The organism is Bacillus paramycoides (assembly GCF_001884235.1).
GTDB lineage: Bacteria > Bacillota > Bacilli > Bacillales > Bacillaceae_G > Bacillus_A > Bacillus_A paramycoides.
Window position 1 is genome coordinate 65,577 of the sequence record NZ_MAOI01000123.1, and the last position, 26,960, is coordinate 92,536.

The window sequence follows — 26,960 nt, forward strand, 5'->3', positions numbered from 1 at the left end:
ACTGTTGATTGTGGAAGGCCCTTTTTATCTTATTTTAAATCTTCAATTGAGAAAGCACCCGGCAACAACTGTTCAACCGTCACTTCTTTTTCATCGCCTTTTACATTCGTTAGTAAAACAGGCATTTTCGGATCACAAAATTCAGCAATAACTTGTCTACATGCACCACATGGTGAAATTGGTCCGTCAGTTTCGCCTGTAATGACTAAATAACTAAAGTCACGCTCACCTTCTGAGACTGCTTTAAAGATTGCCGTTCTTTCTGCACAGTTACATAATCCGTAAGAAGCATTTTCTATATTACAACCAGTATAGATTTTACCTTCTTTCGTAACTAACGCTGCACCAACAGGAAATTTTGAATACGGAATATATGCTTTTGATAACATCTTATTTGCTTCTTCAATATATTTTTTCTTATCCATATTATTTCCTCCTCAAAGTAAATGTAATTATGATTAATCAGTAATAACTGTATGAACTAATTTAGGAGCCACTGCTGTTTCAGAGATAGAAATGTTTTCATAAATTTTAGCTTTTACATCTTCTACATTTTCACGATTTGCATAGATTGTTACGAATGGCTCGCCTTCTTTTACTTCATCGCCAACTTTTTTACGTAACATTAAACCTACAGCTAAATCGATTTCATCTTCTTTCGTTGCACGGCCTGCACCAAGTAACATAGCTGCGATACCGATTTCATCTGCAACAATGTTTGAAATAACACCTGAAGTTTTAGCAGGTACATCAATTACATACTTCGCCTGTGGCATTTTTTCTGGATTATCTACAATCGAGCTGTCTCCACCTTGATTGCTTAAGAACTCTTTAAATTTCTCAGTTGCTTTTCCGTTTTTCATAACTTCCAGTAACATTTCACGAGCTTCTTCTAATGTATTGGCTTTTTTCGCAAGTACAACCATTTGACTACCTAATACAAGTACTAATTCTGTTAAATCTTCTGGACCTTCACCTTTTAAAGTATCAATTGCTTCCTTCACTTCTAGAGCGTTACCAATCGCAAAACCAAGAGGTTGTGACATATCTGAAATAACTGCCATCGTTTGACGTCCAACATTATTTCCGATACGTACCATTGCATGTGCTAATTCTTTTGCATCCTCTTCTGTTTTCATAAATGCTCCTGCACCTGTTTTTACATCAAGTACGATTGCATCGGCGCCAGCTGCAATTTTTTTACTCATAATTGAACTTGCGATTAGAGGAATTGAGTTTACCGTTCCTGTTACATCACGTAATGCATAGATTTTTTTATCAGCAGGTGTTAAATTTCCAGTTTGTCCGATAACTGCCACTTTGTCACGGTTTACAATATCAATGAATTGTTCTTTTGTAATTTCAACGTGGAATCCTTCTACTGCTTCTAATTTGTCAATTGTTCCGCCCGTATGTCCTAAACCACGGCCAGACATTTTTGCTACTGGTACATCTAAAGCAGCAACTAATGGTCCTAATACTAATGTTGTTGTATCACCAACACCGCCAGTTGAATGCTTATCTACTTTAATGCCTTCAATTGCTGATAAGTCGATAGTTTCTCCAGACTCAACCATTGCCATTGTTAAGTCTGCACGTTCACGATCCGTCATATCCTGGAAGAAGATTGCCATTGCAAGTGCACTCACTTGATAATCAGGAATACTTCCGTCTGTATAACCATTAATAAAGAAATTAATTTCTTCAGTCGTTAATTCTTTTCCATCACGTTTTTTCGCAATAATATCTACCATTCTCATTACAATCACCATTCCTTTTCATATTATATGAATCTATTAAAATAGTAAGCCAACAACCGTCGCTGATAAGAAACTTACTAATGTTGCACCGAAAAGTAATTTCAAGCCGAATCTTGCGACTACGTTCCCCTGTTTTTCATTTAAGCTTTTCACTGCTCCTGCAATAATTCCAATTGAAGAGAAGTTTGCAAATGAAACTAAGAATACAGATATAATCGCTGTTGTTCTAGCTGAGAAATTAAAGTTTCCTTGTGCTAAATCTGTCATCGCTACAAATTCATTTGATACAAGTTTTGTCGCCATAATATTGCCGGCATTAACTGCTTCATGCCACGGAACGCCCATAATAAATGCAAATGGTGCAAATACATAACCAAGAATTTCTTGGAATGAGATACCGATTACACCTTTAAATAATGCATTAATAAAGGCAATCAGAGCAACGAAGCCAACTAACATAGCTGCTACTGTAATCGCAACTTTAAATCCATCTATAATATATTCCCCTAATACTTCAAAAAAGGTCTTTTTCTCTTCTTCTTGTACTTCTAACATATCTTCTTCTTCAGTAACCTCATATGGGTTAATAATAGAAGCAATTATAAAACCACCAAATAAGTTAAGTACTAAAGCGGTTACTACATATTGCGGCTTCAATAAAACCATGTACGATCCAACGATAGACATTGAAACTGTAGACATTGCGGATGCACATAAAGTGTACATTCTTTTTTCTGGCAATAATCCTAGTTGTTTTTTTACTGAAATAAACACTTCAGATTGTCCTAAAATTGCAGAAGCTACCGCATTATATGACTCAAGTTTCCCCATACCGTTTACTTTACTTAAAGCTAGACCAATATACTTCACGATAAAAGGCAGTATTTTAATATGTTGTAAGATACCTATTAACGCTGATATAAATACAATTGGCATTAATACCCCTAAAAAGAATGAAAACTCTTTTTGATTTACTAATCCACCAAATACGAAATTAACACCATCAGCGGCATACTTTAATAATTCTCCAAAACCATCAGCGATTCCGCTAATTAATATATTCCCAATACTCGTATTTAATAATAAAAATCCCAAAATGAATTGTAATATAACCATCGTTATGATTGGGCGAAATTTGACTTTCTTTTTATCATTACTAGCAAGCCAAGCGATACCTAAAATCAATACGAGGCCTAAAACACCGATTAAGTATTTCATAAGCCGTCTCCTCCCATTCGTATCCGCTTACATTTTTTTCAATTGTTAAAGCAATAGATACACTTTACTTTAAAGGTGTATCTATTGCTCTTTACTTCATTATTAATTAGTAGTTATCTGTAGCACCTTTTGCATCATTTAATACGATTGCAACACTAGCACTTGCTCCAACGCGAGAAGCTCCAGCAGCTACCATTTTATCTGCATCTTCACGTGTACGAACGCCACCAGATGCTTTTACACCAACATTTGGTCCAACTGTTTTACGCATTAATGCGATATCTTCTGCAGTTGCTCCGCCAGTTGAGAATCCAGTTGAAGTTTTTACGAAATCAGCACCAGCTTTCACTGATAATTCACAAGCACGAACTTTTTCTTCGTCTGTTAGAAGGCAAGTTTCAATAATAACTTTTACAAGAGCTTTTCCTTTCGCTGCTTGTACTACTTCATAAATATCTTTTTCAACAAGTTCATTGTCGCCATCTTTTAAAGCACCAACGTTGATTACCATATCAACTTCAGTTGCACCTTTTGCGATAGCATCTTTTGTTTCAAATGCTTTTGTTTCAGTAGTGCTTGCTCCTAATGGGAAACCGATTACAGTACAAACATCTACATCATGTCCAGCTAATTCATCAGCAGCTAGCTTTACCCATGTAGGATTAATACAAACAGAAGCGAATTTATATTCCTTTGCTTCTTCGATTACTTTCATAACATCTTCTTTTGTAGAATTAGCTTTTAAAATTGTATGGTCAATTAACTTTGCAATGTTCATTATCTTCACTCCTCATATCTTTTAACAACTTCATTCTAACTCTTAGTTGAACAAATGTAAATACACTTTTGAAATTTTGTTCATTCTTTTCCAAGAAGGAATTTATTGAGATAAATTGAAAATAGTGTAAACTTGTAATTGAAAGGATGTGATCCCCTTGTTAAAATCAAAATTCTTTATATTCACATTGCTAGTATGCACCTTACTATCCATATTTATTTTTCAAAAAAGGGATGTTATTTTCCAAGAAGGTAACCCCATTCCATTTGCTTTAGCTATGTCTAAAATGGTTATTCACGATAAAGAGATGGTAGAAGTAAGTTCGATAGATGAGCAATCACCATACTTAGTAAAACGAGGAAAAATGGAACCTTTTATCGAAAAGATGGAACAAGATGGATGGAGTTTTGTAGATAGAGATATTATGGCTAACTCACTAATTTTTGAAAAAGGAGATCAATCAAAGAGCGTTCCTTACAAATACTTTACAAGGTACTACACATTGATTTATTCATACTAAAAATAAAAGGCTTTCTCAAAAGTATCCTTTTGAGAAAGCCTTTTATTTCTAACCTTTTTGATAATGTAACAATTCTTTCGCCGTATGCTGATCTATAATTAGCACATTTGCATACCCACCACTTAACGCTCCATCAATTGCTTTTATTTTTCTATTACCACCTGCAACTAAAATAGAACGTTTCTTTAACTTTAATTCTTCTAACTCAATTCCAATTGTACGCTGATTAATTTCTTCGCTACTAATATTTCCGTCTCCATCAAAGAAACGTGAACAAATGTCACCGACCGCTTGTTTTTTCAGTAAGCTCGTTTCATCCTTATCTAAATATCCTAATCGGAATAATAACGCTTCATCACGCACTGTTCCGACAGTGAAAATTGCAATGTTTGCTTGTTTTCCCATTTCGATAATATGATGAATATGTCTATCTTGCTCTACTAATTCTTTTGTTACCGCATTATCAAATATAACTGGAAGTGGTAGATTTCTTGGCGTCGTTTGAAAAGCATCTGCAAATAAAGCAATTGTCTCATTCGCATATGTATTTACACTCGAGTGACTAATGCCACCTTTTAATTGAACAACCTCTACCCCTTTTACATGTTGCGGTACGATTTTTCTAGCGATTTCATACATCGTCATTCCCCAGCTAACACCAACGATATCACCGTTTTCAACTGTCTTTTCCATATACTCAGCAGCATATTTACTAATGTACTCCGTAATCGTTGCATATTCTGGTACAGGAGAAAATACAACATGAGCCTCTAACAAATTATACTTTTCTTTAAGTAAATTCCCTACGTTATCTAAATCAGCAAATGGATCAGCTATACTAATTTGAACAAACCCTTTTTCTTTTGCATACTTTAATAATCTAGAAATCGTAGGTCTTGAAATATTTAATTTATTAGCAATTTCTTGCTGACTATAATCTGATTGATAATATAATCTTGCAACTTCGACACTTAATTGTTGTTTATCTTTATCCATAGTAACTAATTACATATCCTTTCCTGTATTTCCCTTTCGTTACAAGCATTATACAGCTTTATGCAAGAAATTTCGACTAATGAACAATAAAAAATAAAGGGATGTCCCCTAAGTCGAAGTTTTTGACTAGGTTACATCCCTTTTTAGAACCGTACCAAAGTAAATGAAATTATATCAAAGGTTTTTCAAATATATCGACTTATCAACAAATAATGACAAAAATAGCACCTGTATTATAATTCGGCTAAAACTTTACTTCGTCACGCCTTCATGTAATTTCTCTGTATAATTCTTTACATCTGTCCAGCTATCTTTCGCCGTATTTAAATCTTCTTTTATAAATGTAAATTCTTCAGGACTGATTCCCTTTACGTTTTGTAGTAAATTATTATATTTTGCACCTACCGTATACCATTGATTTGATATATTTTGCAATGCAGTAATTGCTGCGTCAATTGTTTCTGTCATATTTGTTGTTTTATTTTTCACATCTGTCAAAGTTGCCACTTCTGCTTGTGCTCCAGAAATTCTATCCTTTAAATTGGCTATTTCTCGTTCTGCATTTGCAATATCTTTTTTCGCAATCCCAATCATCGGTCCGCCAGCAAGACATGTAATTAGCGCTACGCAAAGTACCCCACCAGCAATGACCATATCGTTACTCTTTTTAATCGAATCGTTATATGTATTGATTTGCTGTTCCAGAGCTGGAATACCAGCATTCGTACTTGCTAAAATCGCTGTTAATTGATTCGAGTCTTCTTTAAAGCTATTTGTATCCTTCGCCATTCTATCGCGATAAGCTTTTAAATTCCCTAATAATACGTCTACCTCATTTTGATTCTTTAAAATGTCCGCATATAATTTTTCTAAATCTGCTTTAAACTTCACACTATCTTTTTGATCAATCGCTGCTAATAAACGATTATAGTATGTCTGAAACGTATTATTAAAATCAATAATATTTTGATCTGTCTTCATAATTTGAGGTTTCATTTCATTTAGCCAATATGATGCGTTAATTTTTGCATCTTTTTGATGCTGAATCATATTCCCTCTTAACTCACCATTAATTGAACTTATTTTACTCAAATCAGTCTCTTGTTGATTTTGAATTAGTTTTGCATATGAATCCATTGCAAATATGCTTGATGTCGTTTGCGCCATTACATCTTGGAATCCTGCTGGACCGAGAGAATAATTTTTCGCATTTTCTTGTAATGCTTTTACATTTTGTTCTGCTGCAAAAGGATGTAAAGGAAACGCATTACTCGTTGCCACCCCAGCAATCATTAGCGTTAAAAGACATTTTTTATAAAATCTTTTCTGCATACTTTTCACCTATTCTCTTTATAAGGATATAAAAAGCTCCTGCTCACAACTGAACAGGAGCTTCAAATCATTCATCAATACTTAACGCTCTAACGATTCGTATTCGATTATGCTTTTTTCGTATCTACTACTTTAATATCTTCAGCATAAATCTTTTCTGCATAGTCTTTAATGTTTTTCCAGCTATCTTTCGCAATGTTTAAATCCTCTTTAATGAAAACAAGGTCGTTTGGACTAATTGAATCTACATTTTGAAGTAAAGAATTGTATTTTGATCCCATTGTATACCATTGGTTTGAAATATTTTGCAATGCTGTAATTGCAGTATCAATAGTGTTTGTTAAATATTCTGTTTGTGTTTTAATGTTTGTTAAACCTGCTACTTCTAATTGAGCCGTTGTAATTTGTCCTGTTATTTTTTGAATTTCAGATTGTGCATTATCAAGTTCTTTTTTAGCTAGTACAATTCCAGCTGTTCCACCACCTACAGCTGCTGTTCCGCCTGCAATTAATGCGATTCCTAGCGGAGTTCCTGCTCCAGTAGCAATAACAACCGCGCCACCGATAATTGCAATTGGTCCTAATGCTGTCGCAACAGATGAACCGATAATAATTGCATTATATTTACTAATTGCTTCATTATACGTTGTGATTTGATTTTGCAGAAGCGGAATTCCAGCATCTTGACTAGCTAAAATGGATGTAATTTGATTTGCATCGCTTTTGAAGTTTTGAGTATCCCCAGTCATTTTATTTCGGAATTTCTTCAAATCTTCTACTAACTGATCTACTTGCGCTTTATTTTCATTAATACTACTTGATAATCTAGTTAGACCTTTCGTAAGTGTAGCTTTATCCTTCTCATCTACAGCCTTAACTAAAGTATCGTAATAATTTTGGAACTTCGTATTGTAATTAATAATATTTTGATTCGTTGAAATAAGCTGTGGCTTTAATACATCTAACCATTGTTTTGCATTTCCTCTAGCCGTATCTTGATGCTGAATAACTTTACCTTTTAAAGCAGCATCAACCGACGTTACATTTCCAAAGTTAACATTACCTTGTTTAATAATTGTTAAAGCGTACAGATCCATTACTAAAGCGTTTGAACCTGTTCTTTCCATTGCATCTTTCAGGCCTTCTGGTCCTAATGAATATTCTTCATAGTCATTATAAGCTTTTGCTACCGCATGAACTGGAGCTTGTTTTACTGTACTTTCAGCTGCATAAGTATGGGCCGGCATAATATTCCCTGCTGCAAATACTGCCATAAGTGCTGATAGAGCCATTACTTTATAAGGTTTGTTTGTCATTTTTCTTCTCTCCCTATATCGCTAATTATTTTTCTTTTTAATGTACTTCAACGTTTGTAACGTAATCTTCAAATTGATTTGTTTGCTTATTCATTTCATCACTTATTTTTTTAAGTTGATTGAAATGTTTTTGAAGTAAACTACTGTCTGTATACGTGCCTTCTTCAATGTTTGTTTGAATTTGGATCATATTATTATTTAAAACTTTCCAATCTGTTAATAACGTTTCTAAAGTTGAGATTTGGCGATCAATTAGTTCTGTAAAACTACTTACTTGATCTTCAACGAATGTAATTTGAGTCGCCTCTGATTCAGTTTGTGATAACTTTTGAATAAGTGGTAATAGCTCTTTTTGCTTTTGTTGAATACGAAGAGCTGCTTCCCTCGTTTGACTATCTGCAGCATTTACAATTTCATTACTTAAAGTACCGATAGAAACAAAATCAATTGTTTTCGTTTGTGCAGTTTGATTAGTGATTGTAAATACTTGTTTTCCGATATTAATAGAACCTTTAATAATTTCTTGTGGTCTGTTCAAAATGTTTGTTAGTTCAGCTTGAATTTCCCCTTGAATTCTTTTTATGTCTTCTCTTAATTTCACAATATCTCCACTTGATCCCTGCAGTGTTTTTATTGCTTCATCAGCTTTAATTGATAAATTGCTACTATCTTTGTCTAATACCGATTTAAATCGATTTAATTCTAATAGGTCTTGCTCCATACTCTCTTGGATGCTTTGTACTTGCAATTGCAATTTTCCATATGCGCTTGTAAAATCTGCTTTGGCCTGTACATCTTCATTTACTTTTCCTGCTAGTTCATAGAGCTTACTATAATAGCTATTAAATCTAGTGCTATATCTCATCATCTCTTGGTTTAAGTCAATTAACTTCGGATTATATTCATCTATCCACTCTCGTACATTCGCCTTTGCAAACTTTTGGTGATTCGTCAAACTACTCATAGCATTTACCTTAATGTCTGGTTGTTGCAAAATAACTAATCCGTATGCTTGTATGAGCGGTGACTGTGATCCTAACATTCTAATTGAATTTGATAATGTATTTGGAGCAATTACATTTTGCGCATATACTGTTTTCACTTCTGTTTGCCCCCCCTCAGCGTAAGCGCTTACAGGAACGAAGCAACTCGTAGATACTGCTGTAACCAATAACCCTGTAATTAAAGTCTTTTTCACTTTAACTCCTCCTATGTATTAGCAACTATTAATATCGCATTGTATTATTTTATTTTCTTACATATATTGAGATGGTTAAAAATAGAGAACGTTCTCATCGTGATTCATGTACTAACCACCTCTCTCAAGTTTTATTGCTACAGTACTTACTTATTGTTATAAAACATTTCATAACTTTTCATATGTGCTTAGTATGAATAATATTGTATAAAATTTCTATTTTATCGCAATTCCCACATTCACACAGTGAATATATTACATAAAAATATTATTCATTTTAAACTAATTAACGTATGAAAATATGAAATTTCGTTTTGTTTCCATTTAAGTTTTGTACTGTAAGGTCATTTAAACACAGCTATTTATCTACCGTAAAGAAGTATTTTAATTCCCTTTATTTTCAAGCTCTCATGTCCTTATTTCAAAATAAAATCCGAGAGACTAACTCAATTGAAATATCCATAACTTACACTAGAAAACGTGACTAACCCACAAACAATAAAATTATATTAGTATATCTTTTAGGTCGATATGCAATTATGCATAGAACATACAAAAAGATAGCTTCACAAAAGTGAAGCTATCTCTAAAATTTATTTTTCTTATTTTTTCAAATGATATGGCACTGTCGTAATAACAACATTTCTTCGATACAGTAGAAACGCACGAATGAGTAAACTAGACTGATTATGAAGAATGTTATGCCAACCTTTTTTCGGAATAAACTGTGGTATAACGACCGTAACTCGGTAATTTGATTCACTCGCTTTATATTGCACTGTATCAATGAACTTAGTTAGCGGCTGAATAATACTTCTATAATGAGAATGTAATGTAACAAGCCTTACTTCAGGTTGCCACTTCTTCCATTTCTCTTCAAATTTCTTTTCCTCTTCTCTGTCAAAAGAAACATATACAGCAATAACTTGATCTGGAGAAAGAGCCTTAGCATAGTTCAATGAATTTTCTACTACATGAGTCATGCCAGCTACAGGAACAACAATTACATTCCCCTCAATCGGAATAAGCGGTTCACAAGTCTTTAAACTTAATTGATCACCGACTGCATCGTAATGCTTCTTAATTCGATGAAACAAGAAGATGATTGCAGGTAAGAAAATAAGTATTGACCAAACTTGCGCGAATTTAGTTAAAAAGAACATACTCATAACGATAAAACTAATAACTGCACCAGTTAAATTAATCGTTAATCGTAACATCCATCCCTCAGGTTTTTCACGAAGCCATTTTAGTACCATTCCAGTTTGAGAAAGTGTAAATGGAATAAATACCCCTACCGCATATAGCGGAATCAAGTGTTCTGTTTTCCCTTGGAAAGCTACAATTAAAATAATCGAAGCAATCCCAAGTATAATAATACCGTTTGAATACCCTAGACGGTCTCCTCTAATTGTAAACATTCTCGGGATGAACTTATCTTTCGCAAGATTAACCGCCAATAATGGAAATGCAGAATATCCTGTATTAGCAGCAAGAATTAATATTAAAGCTGTTGTACCTTGTATGAAATAGTACATGAAATTACGTCCAAATGTTTGTTCAGCGATTTGTGAAACAACCGTTACTTGTTTACTTGGATTAATGCCATAATAGTAAGCTAAAAAGACAATTCCCGAAAATAAAACGGCAAGTAAAGCCCCCATCGCAAGCAATGTTTTTGCCGCATTGTTCGGAGAAGGATCTTTAAAATTTGGGATTGCATTAGAGATTGCTTCAACACCTGTTAAAGCAGAGCTTCCTGAAGCAAATGCTCTTAACAGTAAAAACAAACTAATTCCTGCAACGGGTGTTCCAATTGGCGAATGTAAAGTCGGTGAAACGTGACCAGTTAAAATATTATATATTCCTACACCAATTAGTATAAATAATGCTAAAACAAATAAATAAACAGGATATGCTAAAATCGAAGCTGATTCCGTTACCCCTCTTAAATTCAAAATAGTAATCAATATGACAAATATAATCGCAATGATTACATTATGTGCATGTAAGCTAGGAAAAGCAGATGTGAGCGCGTCTGTACCTGCAGACACACTTACTGCAACAGTTAAAATGTAATCAACTAATAAAGATCCTCCTGCTATTAAGCCTGGATTCATCCCTAAATTTTCTTTTGATACAACATATGCCCCCCCGCCATGAGGGTAAGAAAAAATAATTTGTCGATAAGATAAAATAAGAGCTGTCAATAATACTAATACCCCAACAGCTATTGGAATAGAATACCAATAAGCTACTGCTCCAAGACCTGCTAATGCAATTAAAATTTGCTCTGGACCGTAAGCAACCGATGACAATGCGTCAGAAGATAAAATCGCTAACGCCTTCGTTTTATTAAGCTTTTGTTCTCCTAACTCGGTTGATTTTAACGGTCTTCCAATTAAAAATTTTTTTATAGATGAAACCACTGCTGTCCACTCTCCAATAATTTTGTACGAACCATTCTGCTAGTCACAACCAATAAACTATTTCTTCAGAAAGCAAAAATGTCTACAAGCCATAACGAATAGACTTGTAGACATTAATTTTTTTGTCGCACAAGCTCCACCTTCCTTCTCAATATAACGCTTACGAGGTTAGCTGTCGGATTCGGGCCTATGAGTAGCCCTACCTTTTTCAAGGATTCACCCCATTGAATTATGCACTAATCCATTAAAACGGGTCCCCCGCACCATGCGGTCTCAGCGATTTAGAAAATTGAAACTGTGGATTATAATACTCCTTTATTTTCAAAAAGTAAACAAAAATTTTAAAAACGAAAAAATTTAAAATGATTGCGCATAATCCACCGATAAACATGCATAATGAATACTAAAAAATCCACAAAGGAGACCCGTATGTCTAAAGAAAAGAAGCCACTTTTTTCCGATTTATATTTAGATACAGTAGCAAATGAAATTAATCAGTTATATGGTAACCGTGAAAAAGAGAGAAACACGACAAAAAGAACTGAAAGAAACGAGTAGATTGTCAAAAATGAACATAAAAAAGGATAGCAACGTATTTATATTTTGCTATCCTTTCCCTTTTTTCATACTATTAAAATTGTACTTTTTTTTCGCTTAAGATCATTTCTTCATATACCTTTAAATTTTGATATACAACGCCTAATAAAGGCACATTTATAGAAAATTGCTCCGCTAATTCCAATAAGTATCCTTGCAAATGTTTCCCTTCAACGAGCGAACCTTTTTCCATATCACGCTGCATAGAGGACTTCATATCATAAGAAATTTTATCAATTGTTTTCATATGTTCCTCAACAATATTATCCTTAACTGGAGCTCCAAATGCCCTCATAATTTGCATAGATTCCTCAAATACATTTCGGATAAATTCACGTCCACCTTCACTTTCACGAATCGGCCCTATTGGCGCACGCATTAATGTTGTCACTCCTGACATTACGGTGATAAATAAATATTTGTGCCACATGTCCTGCAAAATATTTTCACTTAAAATAAAACTAGCTTTCGTACCCGCAAATACTTTCGAAATACGTTGCATCCTCTCTGAATCTTGAGGCTTAATTTCCCCAAATACAAGTCTGTTTGCAGCACTAGTTTGTACGACATCCCCTTCGCTATTTAATGTCGTTTCAATAAAGCATAAACCACCAATCACCTTTTCCTCACCAAACTCTTTTTGTAATAGTGATAAATGAGCCATACCATTCAATAGCGGGATTATGACTGTATTCTCACCTACAAATGATTTCAAATCTACTATTGCCTCTTTTAGGTGATATGCTTTTGTTGAAAATAAAATCACATCAAATGGAGCAGTGATATCTTCTTTCGTTATTAATTTCGGTTGAAATGAAAAATCTCCGTTAACGCTTCGAATAACAAGACCTTTTTCCTCTAATTGTTGTTTCCGTCTACTACGAACGAGAAAAGTAACATCTTCTCCCTTCTCTACTAGTCGTCCACCAAAAAATCCACCAACGCCTCCAGCTCCTAATACTAAAATGCGCATATTACATCCCCCTTTTCAAAACATGATAATACTACTTTTAGTATACATAATATTGTACATGTCCCCTAATGAATAAGATGAATTTTCATTCTTAATCGAGTGAAAAACAGTGGTTATTTTTAAGAAGATTTGGGCATGTTGTTTCTATAGCTTATATTGAAAGGAAACTATGTAAATGGAGGCAATACAAACAATCGAAGAAAAATATGTATCAACAGCTATTTTTCAATTTATTTTCCCATTTTCGTTCAAAAGTGGATATGAACAAAATATGTTCCCTTTCTTACAAAAAAATGATTTCCGGCCCTTTCGACTCGATCATCTCGAAGATGAAAATACATATTACGGGGAGTTTCATGTTTCACATCAAAATATGGAAGCATACTATCTTTCATTTACGAATAAAATTCTCTTTCCTCATTCTGAGCATCAAAAAGGATTACAGCGCTATTCTAAAGATCTTAATTTAAACGGACATTTAACAACAAATCTAATCTCTGTCCCGTTCACGGTGCACTCAATCGATGTAACATTATGCCCTTATGAACTTGGGTTCCTAACAATTCGAACTGAAGTTAACATCTCTCCAAATATGACACTATCAGACGCAATAGAATTCGCTACACGATTCCGTGTACTTGAAACGAGAAATGAAACGGACGAAAACATTTGCATAACATGCGATGGGAAAAAATATTCCCAAGTTGAAAAATTCATTTTCGGTTATTTATTTAACGGCTTAACAGATTTTTTTGAAAAGAAAAGATTAAGAAGTTCTTACTTTCAAACTTTTCCTTTCTTTGAAGACCAAAGAATGTACGTGCAAACTTTGTTATCGCTAAAAGAAAATATGGAACTTAACGTTATTGATGTTTATCGTACTTCCAGTCTTTCTGGATTATCAAGTAATGGTAAACCATATGTAAGTGCGAACAATCTCCCTTATATTAATGATTACTTAAAACAGCACGCCTATCAAAGGTGGGCTCCTAATCGTTATTTCATAATGGAAGAACATATTTTCACATGTATTACGAACGAAGATGATAATAAAATAGCTAAACTTGCTAGTCAAATGTATGGGGAATATTATTACGCTTTATTATTAAACTTATTTCATAAAATTGTATTATTAAAAATGGCAAACGCTTATGCTGAACTAAATATTGAACAGGATACAAATGAGATAGAGAAGTTAATTTACTCTATCAATTCGTTTACAGCTAATTATTTTTCTTTAGAATTAGTATCTCAGTCACAAAGTGAAGATATTTTCTTTCGTTTAAGAAAGCTTTTCAATATTGAAATACTGTTCACGAATGCGAAACAAAATCTTGATAGTTTGTTTAAATATCAAGAAAATGTTGCCTCTAAAAAAGATAGCCTTTTATTATTAATTTTAACCCTCTACTCTGTAGTGGGCCAAATGCTAGGGTTTACTATGATTGACCTTTTGAAAAACACTGATTCAAATCATATATCTTCACCCCTAGAATATTTTGCTCTTTTAATCGCGTTTAGCGGCATAGTCATTTCACTTATTTTAGGTGTGCAAGGTTTATACCAATGGGCTATACAACATAGGAATCGTAAAGCATGGGTAAAACAAACTGTATTGTCTGCTGTGAAAGAGAAAGAGGATAAGAATTAAAGACTCTTGGCTCCAAAAGATGATTTTTCAATTTTGTAATGCGTGCCGTACGTTAGTAAATGAAATTTTTATCGGCGATTTTTAAAATATATCGACCGCAACTCAAAATATATCAACGATTTTTAAGATATATCGATTGGCCGACAAAAACTGACAATAGTTATATATAATAAAAAAGAGGATATTCCAAAATGAACTTTGGAATATCCTCTTTTTTTATTACACTAATTCTGCTTACTTCCCTGCTTCGATTTGCTCTAATGCAGCAGCTACTTGCTCTTCTGTTAATTCGTGTTGTGCTACATAACGATTACGTGGGTGCACACGACATTCATGAGAACATGCACGTAAATGTTTTGCTTCATTTTCTTCAGAGCATAAAATTTTCTTGTTACATTCTGGATTTGCACAGTTTACATAGCGCTCACACGGTTCACCCGTAAAGTGATCTTTACCTACAATAACGTGCTCTTTTCGGTTTACTGGTACAGAGATACGCTCATCAAATACGTAACATTGACCATCCCAAAGTTCACCTTGTACTTCTGGATCTTTTCCGTAAGTTACAATTCCGCCGTGAAGCTGACCTACATCTTCATAACCTTCTCGAACTAACCAACCAGAAAACTTCTCACAACGAATTCCGCCTGTACAGTACGTTAAAATCTTTTTACCTTCAAGTGTTTCTTTATTTTCTCTAATCCAATCTGGTAATTCACGGAATGATTCAATATCAGGTTTAATTGCACCTTTGAAGTGTCCTAAATCAAACTCATAATCATTTCGTGCATCAATGATAACTGTATCATCTTGTTTCATTGCCTCATAGAAATCTTTTGGCTCTAAATATTTCCCAGTTATTTCTTTCGGATTAATGTCATCTTCTAGACGAAGTGTAACTAACTCCGGTCGAGGACGCACGTGCATTTTCTTGAATGCATGCTCATCTTCTTCATCTACTTTAAACACGATTCCATCAAAGCGTGGGTCGTTCTTCATTGCTTCCATGTATTTCTCTGTTTGTTCAACAGTTCCCGAACAAGTTCCGTTAATTCCTTCTGTTGCTACAAGAATTCTTCCTTTTAATTCAAGTGAATTACAAAATTCTAAATGCTCAGCAGCGAATTCTTCTGGATTTTCAATTGTTGTGTACATGTAATACAGTAATACTCTATATGGTTTTGTAGTTGCCAATGTATTTCTACCACCTATCTAAATTTTAAAATCATGTATAAGTTAACGTTCATATCAAAACATATATAATAAGAAAAAGTTTGCATAGTCAGCACATTTTCTTCTATTTACAATTTTTTCTATAAGTTAACAGAAATAAAAACAAGATTACAGAACAAAACACTACGGTTATGTTGTAATCCCAATATATTATATATCATACAATTTCATTTCCATCAATTAATATGCTGTAATATAGGCTTTATGTTCACATAAATTTCAAAAACAGCCCTTTAATTTATTATCTTCCCCTTTATTCAGCAACCATAAACTCCCAAAATATTTTTACATCTTCACACCATTCATTGCATGCAGTCATATAATTTGCATTAAGGAAACTTTTATGTTCAAATGAAATTGCCACATAATATATTTAAATGTATTGAAATAATGAGTAAGAATAAATACAATAATTTCATCAAGTTAAGATTTCAAAGGGGAAAACTACTATGAATAAAGATATAACAAAAGATGAACAAGTCCCTTCTCAAAGTACTACAGTTCAATCAGCCCATTTAGTGTTAAGCGGACAAACAAAAGGCTTTAAAAGACTGTTACCATTCTTAGGGCCTGCTTTCATCGCATCAGTTGCTTATATTGATCCCGGGAACTTCGCTACAAATATCGCGGCTGGGTCACAATATGGGTATTTATTACTTTGGGTAATACTCGCTTCTAATTTAATGGCTGTATTAATTCAAACTTTATCAGCCAAATTAGGAATCGCTACTGGGAGAAACCTTCCTGAAGTAGCTCGCGAAAACTTCCCCAAACCGGTTTCCATTGGTTTATGGATTCAAGGGGAACTCGTTATTATGGCTACAGATTTAGCTGAATTTATCGGGGCAGCACTCGGCTTATACTTACTATTTGGAATTCCGATGTTGCCAGCTGCCTTAATTACAGCGGTTGGGTCATTTATTATTCTTGAATTTCAACGCAGAGGCTTTCGTCCATTAGAAGCTATTATTACAGGAATGATATTTATCGTTGTTATCGCTTTTGGTGTCCAAGTCTTTTACGCAAAACCGGAATTAGGCCCTCTTCTTTCAGGACTATTTACTCCAAAGTTCCAAGGTGTGGATAGCATCTTATTAGCAGCTGGAATTTTAGGCGCAACCGTAATGCCACACGCAATATATTTACACTCGGCCTTAACGCAGCGCCGCGTAGTCGGAACAAATGATGAACAAAAGAAAAAGATTTTCCGCTTCGAATTCATTGATATTATTATTGCAATGGTTATCGCAGGAGCTATTAATGCAAGTATGCTAATTGTTGCTGCTGCACTATTCTTTAAAAACGGTCTACATGTTGAGGATTTAGATGTTGCATTTAATCAATTTAGTCATTTAGTCGGCCCTGCATCCGCCGCTTTATTTGGAATCGGACTCTTATCAGCCGGATTATCTAGCTCTTCGGTCGGCACAATGTCCGGTGATATTATTATGCAAGGATTCATTCGAATGCATATTCCGTTATATTTACGCCGATTTATAACAATGATTCCGCCTCTCGCTATTATCGCTTTAGGCGTAAACCCAACTTACGCTCTCGTAATGAGCCAAGTTGTATTATCATTCGGTATTGCCTTTGCATTAGTACCACTTATTATGTTTACAAGTAATAAGAAGATTATGGGCGCACTCGTTAACCATCGCATTACAACATTCATTGCATGGATAATCGCTGCACTCGTTATTGTTTTAAATATTTTCTTGTTGTATCAAACGTTTGCAGGATAACGAAAGAAGAAGGCTGTCCCAAAGATTGTTTTAGAGACAGCCTTCTCTTATTAATTTTAAATTTTATTGTTAAATTAATATTTTTTTCGACTCATTATTGTATCTTCTATTTACATGCTACACTGTTCTTTCAGCAAACTTTTTAAACTCTTTCTCTTCCTCAATAAACGGAAAATGACTACTGTATTCAAATGTCGACAATATTGCATTTGGCATAAGTTCCGCCACTTCAATTGCACATTCATGTGGACACTGTGCATCATAAATTCCAGCGTAAATATGAGCCTCTATATATACACTCTCTAATTGTGGACGTAAATCAAATGTAGGTAACTCCTTGTAAGAAAAGTAATCAAGACGTTTTGATACTGTTTTACCGCTATTTGGTCTAGTTATCATTTCGTCATATGCTGATTCATTATACAAAGACATCATTGTCCACTCTTTACTTACCGCACGCCTCTCATCAATTGTAAAAGCTGTGTCCCTGAGCACTGCAAATATTTCTTTTAAACGAGCATTTTGATTGTTCTCTCTACAATAAATACTATTTTTGTGATTCATATACTCAGCTGATGCACATAACCCACCAGCTATAATTTTCACAAGATTCTCTGGACACATTACCGCATACTGTAAAGCAAGCATCCCGCCTGTTGAATGACCTGCATACGTCCATTCTTTAATATTTAACGCTTCACGTATTGCCTCTAAATCACGTACAGAATCTACTATTCCTAGATTAAATTCAGTTGTGTCGTGTGTAGAATTTCCACACCCCCTTAAATTTATAAGGTACACTGTGTAAAGATTCGTAAATGCAGAGGCAAATAAGTTGCCATTGCTATTAAACTCACTGTATAAATGTGTTACACAAAGTGGTTTTCCTTCTCCCTTTTTAAAATACTCAAATTTCCCTCTATCAGTTTCAACGTAATGCTTCTCCCACATCAGCGCTTCCCCCTAATTCCATTTTATATATTCGCCTCTTTCTGGCATCACTGCACCTTTTTCAGTTCGAAAATAAAGTGGCAATCCTTCCGTAAAAAACATACTCGTCTTGGATGGATCCTGTCTTTGATGATGGATATGTAAATGTGGTTCACTTGAACTTCCCGAGTTACCAACTTGAGCAATGACTTCCCCTTCGCTTACATGTTGTCCTTCACGCACTTTGATGGAATCTCTCTTTAAATGTGCAATAAACAAATATGTCCCTGTTTCATCTAACTGTAAATAAATATGATTACCAGCCATTGATTCAAAATCATCTGTCCCTGGAACTAAATCTCTTTCATCATTTTGAGTTGATACAACTGTTCCTGAAGCTGGCGCTACTACTTCTGCCCCATATATTCCGTAATCCTCTAACTTAATACTTTTCACTTCAGCAGGTGGAATAAGAATATCATATGCCCATCGTTCATTTGGTTTTATCACATGATAATTCGTATCAAGTCGATCACCACCCCATCCTATTAGCGCTCGTTGATCCAATGGAAAACGGACTACTACTTTTGGAGTCATGGAATCTACTTCTGCCGGAAAAGCAATCCTCCCCATCCCACCAAACCACCCCGCGGGCCAAACACCAATTAGAGAAAAAAGAATAATAAAAATCATCACTTTATCTATACATTTTCTAAAGGTAATTTCCCATACAACAATGATTAAGGAGACCAGTAAAATAACGATAGAAAATAAGCTGAAAATTTGTATGCTCCACCAAGCGAAAACTGATACAACACCATTAGCTAAATAAATTAAACTCCAACTTGTAATTAAAACAACAACTAAAATTTTTAATATAAATTTCTTCCACATGCTGTATCCCTACTCTCATATCTTTATTCTCCATGATACGAAGTAAAATTTACAACATATGAAAGAAATACTTACGACTTTCTTACGTTTTACTATATTGTGATAAAGCAACAGTAAAAACTGTTTCTTCATCGTTACTACGCACCGCTATATCCCCTTTATGAAGATATGCTATGCTCTTCGCAATCGCAAGTCCCATCCCTTTTCCACCCGTATGAGAGCTACGTGATTTGTCACCACGGTAAAACTTTTCAAAAACGTAAGGAAGATTCTCCTTTGGAATGCGTTGCCCTAAATTTTTAATTTCTATTTCAACATTCAATGCTCTTTTTGAAATTCGAATCAAAATTTCCTTTCCATCCTTCCCGTACATAATGCTATTACTAATTACATTTTCCAATAGTCTCACTATAAGTGCTACATCAACTTCCACATGTAGCTCCTCATCACTTTTAATATAAAAGCTCATATTGGCATCATCTAATTGTGGTACAAAATCAATCATAATTTGTTCAATTAATGCTTTCATATTTATTACATCTTTATGTAATTCTTTTTCTCTATAATTTATTTGACAGTATTCTAGCAAATCATCTACCTGACTTTTTAATTCATAGCTCTTTCGCTTTAATACACTTACATATTGTTCACATTCTTCTATATTTGAATGAAGCTTATTTCCTAATAGATCAGCATAACCTATTAAAGATGTTACAGGCGTTCGTAAGTCGTGCGAAATATTACTAATCATTTCATTTTTCATTTCCTGTGATTTTTTTTCATTCTCAATAGACTCTTTTAAACTTTGGGCCATTCTATTAACATTCGTCGCTAATTCACCAATCTCATCGCTTTTCGAAATAGGTATATGTATTTCCAAATTACCATTGCTTATTTCCTTCACACATTGATTAATCTCATTCAATCTTTTTATAGTTGTTTTTGACAGTAATGCAAAATATATAGTGGTTAAAAGAAGAAAAACTATAAAATAAAGAAATGAATATCTTTCCTCTAACGCGACAACATCACTATATATACTTCCTAATAAAATTTGAACTGATACGATACTTACTGTAGCTAACAAAATACTACATATGAATGCGAAAAAGAATTTAGCTCTAATTCCTTGTAATAATTTAATCTCCAATTTTATATCCGACTCCCCAAACATTTTGTATAAACTTCGGCTCTTTTGGATTTCCCTCAATCTTATTTCTTAACCTAGCAATGTGAACCATTACCGTATTATTACTTTCATGAGCCCTTTCATTCCAAACACTTTCATATATTTCTTCAATTGTGAAAACACGATTTCTTGCAGCTGCCATTAAATGCAATATATCATATTCAGTTTTCGTAAGATTAATTGCCTGTCCATATAGCATCACTGCTCTCGACACTTCATCTATTTCTAAACCTCTAATATTTATTTTTTTTTCAATTACTTGAACTGTATTTTGATTAAAATATGTATATCTTCTTAATTGAGCTTTCACCCTTGCAATAAATTCAATTGTACTAAATGGCTTTACGATATAATCATCTGCTCCTGTACTTAATCCGATTACTTTATCTACATCTGATGATTTTGCACTTAAAAACATAATCGGAATACTATGCGTCTCCCTTATCCTTCTACACAATTCAATCCCATCCATTTGAGGCATCATAACATCAAGGATAGCAAGTTGAATATTATTATTATTCAATATCTCTAATGCCTCTTCTCCGTTGTCAGCACTAAAAACCGTAAAACCTTCTTGCTTTAAATTTACATTTATGAATCGAATAATATCTCGATCATCGTCTACGATTAAAATTGAGTTTTTCTCCATATATAAACCTCTTTTTGAAATATATTCCACAATTAAGTTTAACATAAATTAAAATCGCCACTACACCTTGAATAATCTTTATTTTCAGATTAAATTATATAATAACAAATACATTCTATTTTCATATGAAAAGGAGCGAAGACATGTTTCCTCTATTAAAAACCGATCGACTCATTTTGCGAGAACTTACCGAAGAAGATGCGACAGGTATATTACATTGCTTTTCTAATACTGAAGTATTGCGGTATTATGGCCAAAAACCATTAGAGAATGTAGATCAAGTAAAACAAATCATTAATAATTTTAAGTTGAGTTACAATGCAAGAAACGGCATAAAATGGGGAATCGAATTAAAGAACAAGAAAGGAATCATTGGAACAATTGGTTTTCATGATTGGTCTTCTGAGCATAAACGAGCAAATATAAGTTATGCCTTTTTCCCTGAACACTGGGGAAATGGATATGCTACTGAGGCAGTGTCTGAAGTTATATCATACGGTTTCCACACGCTTCATTTAAAACGGATCGGGGCAATTGTATTTCTTGAAAATGAGGCTTCAAATAAAGTGCTATTAAAATTAGGGTTTGAAAAAGAAGGGGTTCTAAAAAACTATATGTATCAAAATGATATCCCATATGATACGAATTTTTATTCTTTATTAAAATCGGTTTAATAGAAATTATGTGTAAAAAAAGAAACCTCACTTTTAAAAGTCAGGTTTCTTTTTTAGAATAAATAATTTTACTTATTAGCGATATAAGCATTCTTATAAGTATAAACACCACCAAATTGATGCTTATCAATTCCTTTTACATAATCCTTTTGTACATAAGCTGAACCAATATGATAAAGCGGTGCTATCGCAGCGTCTTCTAATACGATACGTTCAGCTTCTCGCAACGCTTCCCATCTTTTTGTCTGATCTAGTACAAAATCATTTTCAGCTTTTTTTATTAGCTCATCGTAATGAGGATTGGAGTAACTCATTTTATTATTTGGATTGCTTGTCGTAAATGGCTCTAAATAACTAATAGGGTCTTTATAATCTGGTCCCCAAATTACCATAGATATATCGTACTCACCTGTTTGTTCTAATTGCAACTTTTGTTTAAATGGCTGTTGTTTAATTTGTATCGTTAATCCTTGTAAGTTCTTTTCTAAATCACCTTTTAAATATTCCGCCATACGTTTTGCGTTATCTTGTTCAAACGTTAAGAACTCCATTGTTATCTGTTCTACCCCAAGTTCTTTTTTCGCTTCTTCCCAAATACTCTTTGCTCTTGGTAAATCATATGGAGAAATATCTCCATTTTCTTTTCTGAAATCTTTACCTGTCTCTTCATTTTTGTGACCTTCTGGTACGAGTCCATTCGCAGACTTCGCCCCATTATTAATAAAATGAGCGACAAAATCTTCTTTATTTAACGCTAAGGAAATAGATTGACGAACTTTTTTATTTGCTAACGCTTTATTTTTTTCATTAAATCGAAGCATCGCAATTCCAGGATCGCTCGACATATGCAATTCTTTTTTCCCTTTATACTTGTCTACAAATTGTGAATTAATAGCTACGCGATCAAGATTACTCGCTTCATATAAATTTACAGCTGTCATTGTATCTTTTACAATTTGAAAGTTTATTTCATCTAATTTCACTTTCTTTTTATCCCAATATGTATTATTTTTCTTTAATTGAAATTCTTGTTCATGCTTCCATTTCTCTAACACGAATGGACCATTATATATGAGATTACTAGGCTCAAGTCCATAATTTTGCCCTTGTTCTTTCAAAAATGATTCATGCTGCGGTAAGTATATCGGTAGCGCTAGCAACTGTAAAAAATACGGAGTCGGCTGTTCTAGTTCAACTTCTAGCGTATAATCATCTACTACTTTTACCCCAAGTTCATTAGGAGGAATTGCTCCCTTATGTATCTCTTTCGCATTTTTTATATAAAACAGCATGTACGCATATTGAGACGCTGTTTCATGGCTTACCGCTCGTCTCCACGCAAACATAAAATCATTTGCTGTTACTGGGTCTCCATTTGACCACTTTGCATCTTTACGCAAATCAAATATATATTTTTTACCATCTTCACTTCTTTCAAACGATTTTGCTACAGCGGGAATAGGATTATCTTGATCATCTAGTACATATAACCCTTCAAATATGTTTTGCATAACGTGCGCTGATGTACCATCCATCGTTTTCGCAGTATCAAGAGAAGGAATTTCTTCTGATACTGTTAGATTTAACACTTGTTTTTGAGCCTCTGTATCACTTTTATTAGCTTTATTAGTACAAGCTGTTAAAAATAAAGATGTAACAAGTGCCATTACCATTAAACGACTCTTTTTTCGCTTCATAAATTGCTCTCCTTAAAAATAAAATATTATAAAACGTTATATTTTGTTGCTTCTATAACAATAAGTCATTATACATTATAAGTGGTTAATTATTAACATTTTTTTAAGAGACATATCAGTGATAATTTATGTCTATTTCGTATAGGTGTTAGCAAGTTCGTTTGCAAACTTGTTAGCACTTTTATATTTCTTCTTATATATATTTCCTCTCAAATACATCATACTTAGCTGCTAACTCTTCCAGTTTCTTTTCTCTGTATTTTGGAATTGCAAAAAATGGACTGCTGCTATTTTTCCGCTGTACTTTTGTGCGGAAAATATCCTTCCTTTTTAAATATTTACATTTTCTTCTGTTCACCTCATAATTTTAATTGGGGAAAGGAGGAAGAAAATGGTTCAAATCAAAGTGACACCTGAAATGCTAGAAGAAGTTGCTAATCGTGCAAGTAATACCAGAATCGCATTAGAATCTATACATAATAATTTATGTAATGAAATTGATCATTTGTGTTTTCAATGGATTGGTGCCTCTAATCAACAATTCATTCATATGTTCAATGATGCGGGACCAAAAGCTTTTACATCTATCAATTCACTTATACAAGTGGAAGAAGATTTGAAACGAATTGCCGAAAAATTCCGCAATACAGATAATCAAGATGTTACAATGGAAAAAGGTGCAATGTGTGGACCACTATCATCAGAAAAAGAGGGTTTTGATGGTAAAAAACTAGCTAGGGATATAGCGGGTGAAATAAGTGGTGAGTATGATGTTCGTCGTGTTTGGGATGGTATTGATCCATCTACTGGCGAAAAACTTTCGGGGTGGGAACGTGCTGGGGCAGGTGTCATAGCTGTAGCCGGCCTTACACCCTTTGGAAAGATAGCTAAAGTAGGAAAAGGAGTTAAAATGACTGCTAAAGCTACTGAGGCTGTAAATATAGCTAAAAAAGTTAAGGGTTCGGATAAAGCTTTAGAAAATGGTCCCTATATTAAAAACGGAAAGCCTAATGGTAGACCACAGTTATCTGGTAAAAAGAAATATGAATTTGAAAAAGATGTTTTTGATAAACAGATAGACCCAGATGGGATTTTACGGGATCCTAATACTAGTCAGGTACTTGACTGGAAACCTGGACAGGCACGAAAAGATAAAGTAGATTTTGGTCATACAGAAGGAAATACTTATAAGAATATGTTTGAGAAATATAAAAATCGTGAGATTACTCTTAAAGAGTTAAAAGAATTTCAGTTTAATTCGGATAATTTCAGATTAGAAAAGCCCTCTGTAAATAGAAGTCATAAATATGAGTAGTTAGGAAGATGATGGAATGAAAATATTAAATGTTTTTGATGCAGTTAGAGAAGGAAGTTTTGAAGATTTCAAAAAATTTTATGATGGTGATATTAATCAAATTGATAGTGATTTAGATATTAATTTATTGTGCATGGCTATGACTAATAATAAAAATTCTAGTGAAAAACTTAAAATTATAAAATTTTTACTTGAAGAGGGTATTGATATTAATTACACTACAGCTAAAGATAAAAGGAATGCATTGCATATGTTTTATTTTTGTGTTTTACGCCCAACAATAGAATATGAATTAGAGATAACAAGATTACTTATTGATAATGAAATTAATATAAATGCTTTGGATAAATATAATGCTATTCCTTTGAAGTATGCTATTACGATAAATAAATTGTCTACAGAAGACAATAAAGACATGTATAAATTACTTATTAAAAATGGTTCAAACTATAATTTGAAAGATCAATTTGGAAAATCATGTGTAGATTATGCTAAAGAGTATTCTTGGAGAAATGATTTATTAACTATTATTGAGGAGTGTTAATATGAAAGTAAATAATTCTGATTACGGGGGCTTTATTGTTTCTAAAAATGTTGTAGCTGGAAAATCAATACGTTATACATTTAGGGAAAAATCAGAAATTCCTCAATTAAATGGGTGGACTATTTATTCTTCGGAAGATGATGATGGATATGTAAATGATTCTAGTAATTTTCAAGTATTAGGAGCAAGCTCTATATTAGAAATAGCTCCAGTTATGTTAGAAATTTTTGATGCTCCTTATGGTACAGATTTATGTTGGCTGTATGAAGAAGATATTCATGTAGGATTTTATGATTTAATAAGTGAAAATGAGAAAGATATTGATCAAATTTTAAAAGGAAATTGATATTATTTTTTAAGGTGAGAGGGCAATTCCGAAAGGGATATGCTCTTTTTGTTTTATCTAGATGTGTAGAAGACATATAGGGTGTTTTATGAAGATTTATGTTTGAGAACAGGGGTGAAATGAAAATTGGAACTAAAATCGGAAATGTATACACCGAAAATTATTGCGGATCATTTAGGGGTGACTCTCGATTTGCTTAAAGTATGGTCAAACGGAGCGAAGTCAGGAAGGATATCGGAGATACTCGAAGGAAAATATAGAAGAATTAAAAGCTATAAGAGAAAAAATACAGGTGCAAAAATGGTCTTATGATCAAGTTCGAGATGGTGTAATAGAGAACTTGATTCGTTTCTTTCAAAAGAAGAAAAATCGGAAATAGAAAAGAAATTGGATGAAGTATTAGAAAAGTTATATAATTTGTGGTTTTCTCAACCAAACTTAGATTTAATTTCTAAAGGTAGTACAGGATTTTCATCCATTGAATACGCTAGAAAATTCCCATATAGATCAAGTTTAATTGAAAGGATGGAAAAATATGAATCAAAAAGAGCCTATTGAATTTATTGAAAAAGCTGGGGCCTGTATTGTTTCAAAAAATATAATAAATGAAACAGGAAAATTGAAATGGATGTTGAGAGAGCAATCAATAGATACGGTAGATAATGGTTGGAGATTTTTTTCAGAAATTGATGATGATGATTACATTAATAATCCTGATAATTTAGTAGTATGTGATTTTAATACTGTAGCAAATATTGAACCGGCCATTCTGGGAATATACGAACTACCAATAGGTAGTGATTTACAATTAGTTTCTGAAAATGGAAAAATAAGATTTGTTGATAATTTAACTGGTAAAGAAGTTTGATGAGAATACGAAAATCTAAAGACAACAAGGTAAAATGGTTCGAGGAGATGTAAATTTACCAAGTGTGAGTTCATTAAATATCTTCGAAAAGAATGTAAAAAAGTCAAG

The 26,960-nt window shown here is 33.5% G+C and carries 25 protein-coding genes, 1 pseudogene and 1 riboswitch; of the genes and pseudogenes, 10 read left to right on the forward strand and 16 right to left on the reverse strand.

Annotated elements, in window-relative coordinates; genetic code table 11:
• Window positions 1–29 precede the first annotated feature (29 nt).
• The 4 genes from BAU28_RS25585 to deoC all read right to left on the reverse strand — a co-directional run bounded on the left by BAU28_RS25585 (window position 30) and on the right by deoC (window position 3,756).
• Entirely contained in the window at window positions 30–425 is a 396-nt protein-coding gene (locus BAU28_RS25585; protein ID WP_000358532.1) for a cytidine deaminase, read from the reverse strand.
• Window positions 426–458: 33 nt separating this feature from the next.
• Window positions 459–1,760 (reverse strand): pyrimidine-nucleoside phosphorylase, encoded by a 1,302-nt coding sequence (locus BAU28_RS25590; protein WP_071720660.1) that lies wholly within the window; start codon window positions 1,758–1,760, stop codon window positions 459–461.
• 36 nt (window positions 1,761–1,796) lie between these two features.
• Entirely contained in the window at window positions 1,797–2,978 is a 1,182-nt protein-coding gene (locus BAU28_RS25595; protein ID WP_071720662.1) for a NupC/NupG family nucleoside CNT transporter, read from the reverse strand.
• Window positions 2,979–3,084: 106 nt separating this feature from the next.
• Entirely contained in the window at window positions 3,085–3,756 is a 672-nt protein-coding gene (gene deoC / locus BAU28_RS25600) for a deoxyribose-phosphate aldolase (protein WP_001017433.1), read from the reverse strand.
• Window positions 3,757–3,913: 157 nt separating this feature from the next.
• On the opposite strand from deoC, the gene BAU28_RS25605 reads away from it, so the two are divergent.
• A complete protein-coding gene (locus BAU28_RS25605) occupies window positions 3,914–4,276 on the forward strand; it encodes a hypothetical protein (protein ID WP_071720664.1) in 363 nt (120 codons plus the stop codon).
• Between the two features lie 48 nt (window positions 4,277–4,324).
• Here the strand turns inward: BAU28_RS25605 and BAU28_RS25610 are convergent, their stop codons facing one another.
• From BAU28_RS25610 to BAU28_RS25630, 5 genes are all read right to left on the reverse strand, one after another.
• On the reverse strand, window positions 4,325–5,272 hold the full coding sequence (locus BAU28_RS25610; protein WP_025151438.1) for a sugar-binding transcriptional regulator: 948 nt from the start codon (window positions 5,270–5,272) through the stop codon (window positions 4,325–4,327).
• A gap of 252 nt (window positions 5,273–5,524) precedes the next feature.
• Complete coding sequence (gene nheC, locus BAU28_RS25615; RefSeq protein WP_071720667.1) at window positions 5,525–6,604, reverse strand: non-hemolytic enterotoxin subunit C; 1,080 nt, start codon at window positions 6,602–6,604, stop codon at window positions 5,525–5,527.
• A 107-nt stretch (window positions 6,605–6,711) separates the two neighbouring features.
• Complete coding sequence (nheB, locus tag BAU28_RS25620; protein ID WP_071720669.1) at window positions 6,712–7,920, reverse strand: non-hemolytic enterotoxin NHE subunit B; 1,209 nt, start codon at window positions 7,918–7,920, stop codon at window positions 6,712–6,714.
• Between the two features lie 37 nt (window positions 7,921–7,957).
• A complete protein-coding gene (gene nheA / locus BAU28_RS25625; RefSeq protein ID WP_071720671.1) occupies window positions 7,958–9,118 on the reverse strand; it encodes a non-hemolytic enterotoxin NHE subunit A in 1,161 nt (386 codons plus the stop codon).
• A gap of 602 nt (window positions 9,119–9,720) precedes the next feature.
• On the reverse strand, window positions 9,721–11,547 hold the full coding sequence (locus BAU28_RS25630) for an APC family permease (RefSeq protein ID WP_071720673.1): 1,827 nt from the start codon (window positions 11,545–11,547) through the stop codon (window positions 9,721–9,723).
• 142 nt (window positions 11,548–11,689) lie between these two features.
• Window positions 11,690–11,836, reverse strand: a riboswitch (cyclic di-AMP (ydaO/yuaA leader).
• Between the two features lie 140 nt (window positions 11,837–11,976).
• On the opposite strand from BAU28_RS25630, the gene BAU28_RS31360 reads away from it, so the two are divergent.
• Entirely contained in the window at window positions 11,977–12,105 is a 129-nt protein-coding gene (locus BAU28_RS31360) for a hypothetical protein (protein ID WP_071720675.1), read from the forward strand.
• Window positions 12,106–12,178: 73 nt separating this feature from the next.
• Here the strand turns inward: BAU28_RS31360 and panE are convergent, their stop codons facing one another.
• Window positions 12,179–13,117 carry a 2-dehydropantoate 2-reductase gene (gene panE, locus BAU28_RS25640; protein WP_071720677.1) on the reverse strand — a complete coding sequence of 313 codons (939 nt, stop codon included), beginning with the start codon at window positions 13,115–13,117 and terminating at the stop codon, window positions 12,179–12,181.
• 175 nt (window positions 13,118–13,292) lie between these two features.
• Between panE and BAU28_RS25645 the strand changes: the two genes are divergently transcribed.
• The gene (locus tag BAU28_RS25645) at window positions 13,293–14,768 is read left to right on the forward strand and encodes a hypothetical protein (RefSeq protein ID WP_071720679.1); all 1,476 of its coding nucleotides are present in this window, start codon (window positions 13,293–13,295) and stop codon (window positions 14,766–14,768) included.
• 234 nt (window positions 14,769–15,002) lie between these two features.
• On the opposite strand, the gene trhO is transcribed toward BAU28_RS25645, so the two are convergent.
• Window positions 15,003–15,962, reverse strand: a complete 960-nt coding sequence (trhO, locus tag BAU28_RS25650) for an oxygen-dependent tRNA uridine(34) hydroxylase TrhO (RefSeq protein ID WP_071720681.1) — start codon at window positions 15,960–15,962, stop codon at window positions 15,003–15,005.
• Between the two features lie 488 nt (window positions 15,963–16,450).
• Here trhO and BAU28_RS25655 point away from each other — a divergent pair, with 488 nt between their 5' ends.
• Window positions 16,451–17,746 carry an Nramp family divalent metal transporter gene (locus BAU28_RS25655; RefSeq protein ID WP_071720683.1) on the forward strand — a complete coding sequence of 432 codons (1,296 nt, stop codon included), beginning with the start codon at window positions 16,451–16,453 and terminating at the stop codon, window positions 17,744–17,746.
• Between the two features lie 117 nt (window positions 17,747–17,863).
• Here BAU28_RS25655 and BAU28_RS25660 read toward each other — a convergent pair whose 3' ends face one another.
• The 4 genes from BAU28_RS25660 to BAU28_RS25675 form a co-directional block, all read right to left on the reverse strand.
• Complete coding sequence (locus tag BAU28_RS25660; protein ID WP_071720685.1) at window positions 17,864–18,697, reverse strand: alpha/beta fold hydrolase; 834 nt, start codon at window positions 18,695–18,697, stop codon at window positions 17,864–17,866.
• A gap of 12 nt (window positions 18,698–18,709) precedes the next feature.
• Window positions 18,710–19,570, reverse strand: coding sequence for a M23 family metallopeptidase (locus tag BAU28_RS25665; protein ID WP_071720687.1), 861 nt, complete (start codon window positions 19,568–19,570; stop codon window positions 18,710–18,712).
• 82 nt (window positions 19,571–19,652) lie between these two features.
• Window positions 19,653–20,744 (reverse strand): sensor histidine kinase, encoded by a 1,092-nt coding sequence (locus BAU28_RS25670; protein WP_071720688.1) that lies wholly within the window; start codon window positions 20,742–20,744, stop codon window positions 19,653–19,655.
• The gene (locus BAU28_RS25675) at window positions 20,710–21,408 is read right to left on the reverse strand and encodes a response regulator transcription factor (RefSeq protein ID WP_025150635.1); all 699 of its coding nucleotides are present in this window, start codon (window positions 21,406–21,408) and stop codon (window positions 20,710–20,712) included. The genes BAU28_RS25670 and BAU28_RS25675 overlap by 35 nt, the downstream gene beginning before the upstream one ends.
• Before the next feature lie 143 nt (window positions 21,409–21,551).
• Between BAU28_RS25675 and BAU28_RS25680 the strand changes: the two genes are divergently transcribed.
• Window positions 21,552–22,082, forward strand: a complete 531-nt coding sequence (locus BAU28_RS25680; protein WP_071720690.1) for a GNAT family N-acetyltransferase — start codon at window positions 21,552–21,554, stop codon at window positions 22,080–22,082.
• A gap of 68 nt (window positions 22,083–22,150) precedes the next feature.
• Here the strand turns inward: BAU28_RS25680 and BAU28_RS25685 are convergent, their stop codons facing one another.
• Window positions 22,151–23,779 carry a peptide ABC transporter substrate-binding protein gene (locus BAU28_RS25685; protein WP_071720691.1) on the reverse strand — a complete coding sequence of 543 codons (1,629 nt, stop codon included), beginning with the start codon at window positions 23,777–23,779 and terminating at the stop codon, window positions 22,151–22,153.
• Between the two features lie 391 nt (window positions 23,780–24,170).
• Between BAU28_RS25685 and BAU28_RS25690 the strand changes: the two genes are divergently transcribed.
• The 5 genes and pseudogenes from BAU28_RS25690 to BAU28_RS25710 all read left to right on the forward strand — a co-directional run bounded on the left by BAU28_RS25690 (window position 24,171) and on the right by BAU28_RS25710 (window position 26,852).
• Complete coding sequence (locus BAU28_RS25690; protein ID WP_071720693.1) at window positions 24,171–25,094, forward strand: WXG100 family type VII secretion target; 924 nt, start codon at window positions 24,171–24,173, stop codon at window positions 25,092–25,094.
• A gap of 16 nt (window positions 25,095–25,110) precedes the next feature.
• Window positions 25,111–25,638 carry an ankyrin repeat domain-containing protein gene (locus tag BAU28_RS25695; RefSeq protein ID WP_071720695.1) on the forward strand — a complete coding sequence of 176 codons (528 nt, stop codon included), beginning with the start codon at window positions 25,111–25,113 and terminating at the stop codon, window positions 25,636–25,638.
• A gap of 1 nt (window position 25,639) precedes the next feature.
• Entirely contained in the window at window positions 25,640–25,984 is a 345-nt protein-coding gene (locus tag BAU28_RS25700) for a DUF2185 domain-containing protein (RefSeq protein ID WP_071720697.1), read from the forward strand.
• 126 nt (window positions 25,985–26,110) lie between these two features.
• Window positions 26,111–26,542: pseudogene (locus BAU28_RS31165) on the forward strand (MerR family transcriptional regulator).
• Window positions 26,520–26,852 carry a DUF2185 domain-containing protein gene (locus BAU28_RS25710; protein ID WP_071720698.1) on the forward strand — a complete coding sequence of 111 codons (333 nt, stop codon included), beginning with the start codon at window positions 26,520–26,522 and terminating at the stop codon, window positions 26,850–26,852. Before BAU28_RS31165 ends, BAU28_RS25710 begins: the two are co-directional and overlap by 23 nt.
• Window positions 26,853–26,960 lie beyond the last annotated feature (108 nt).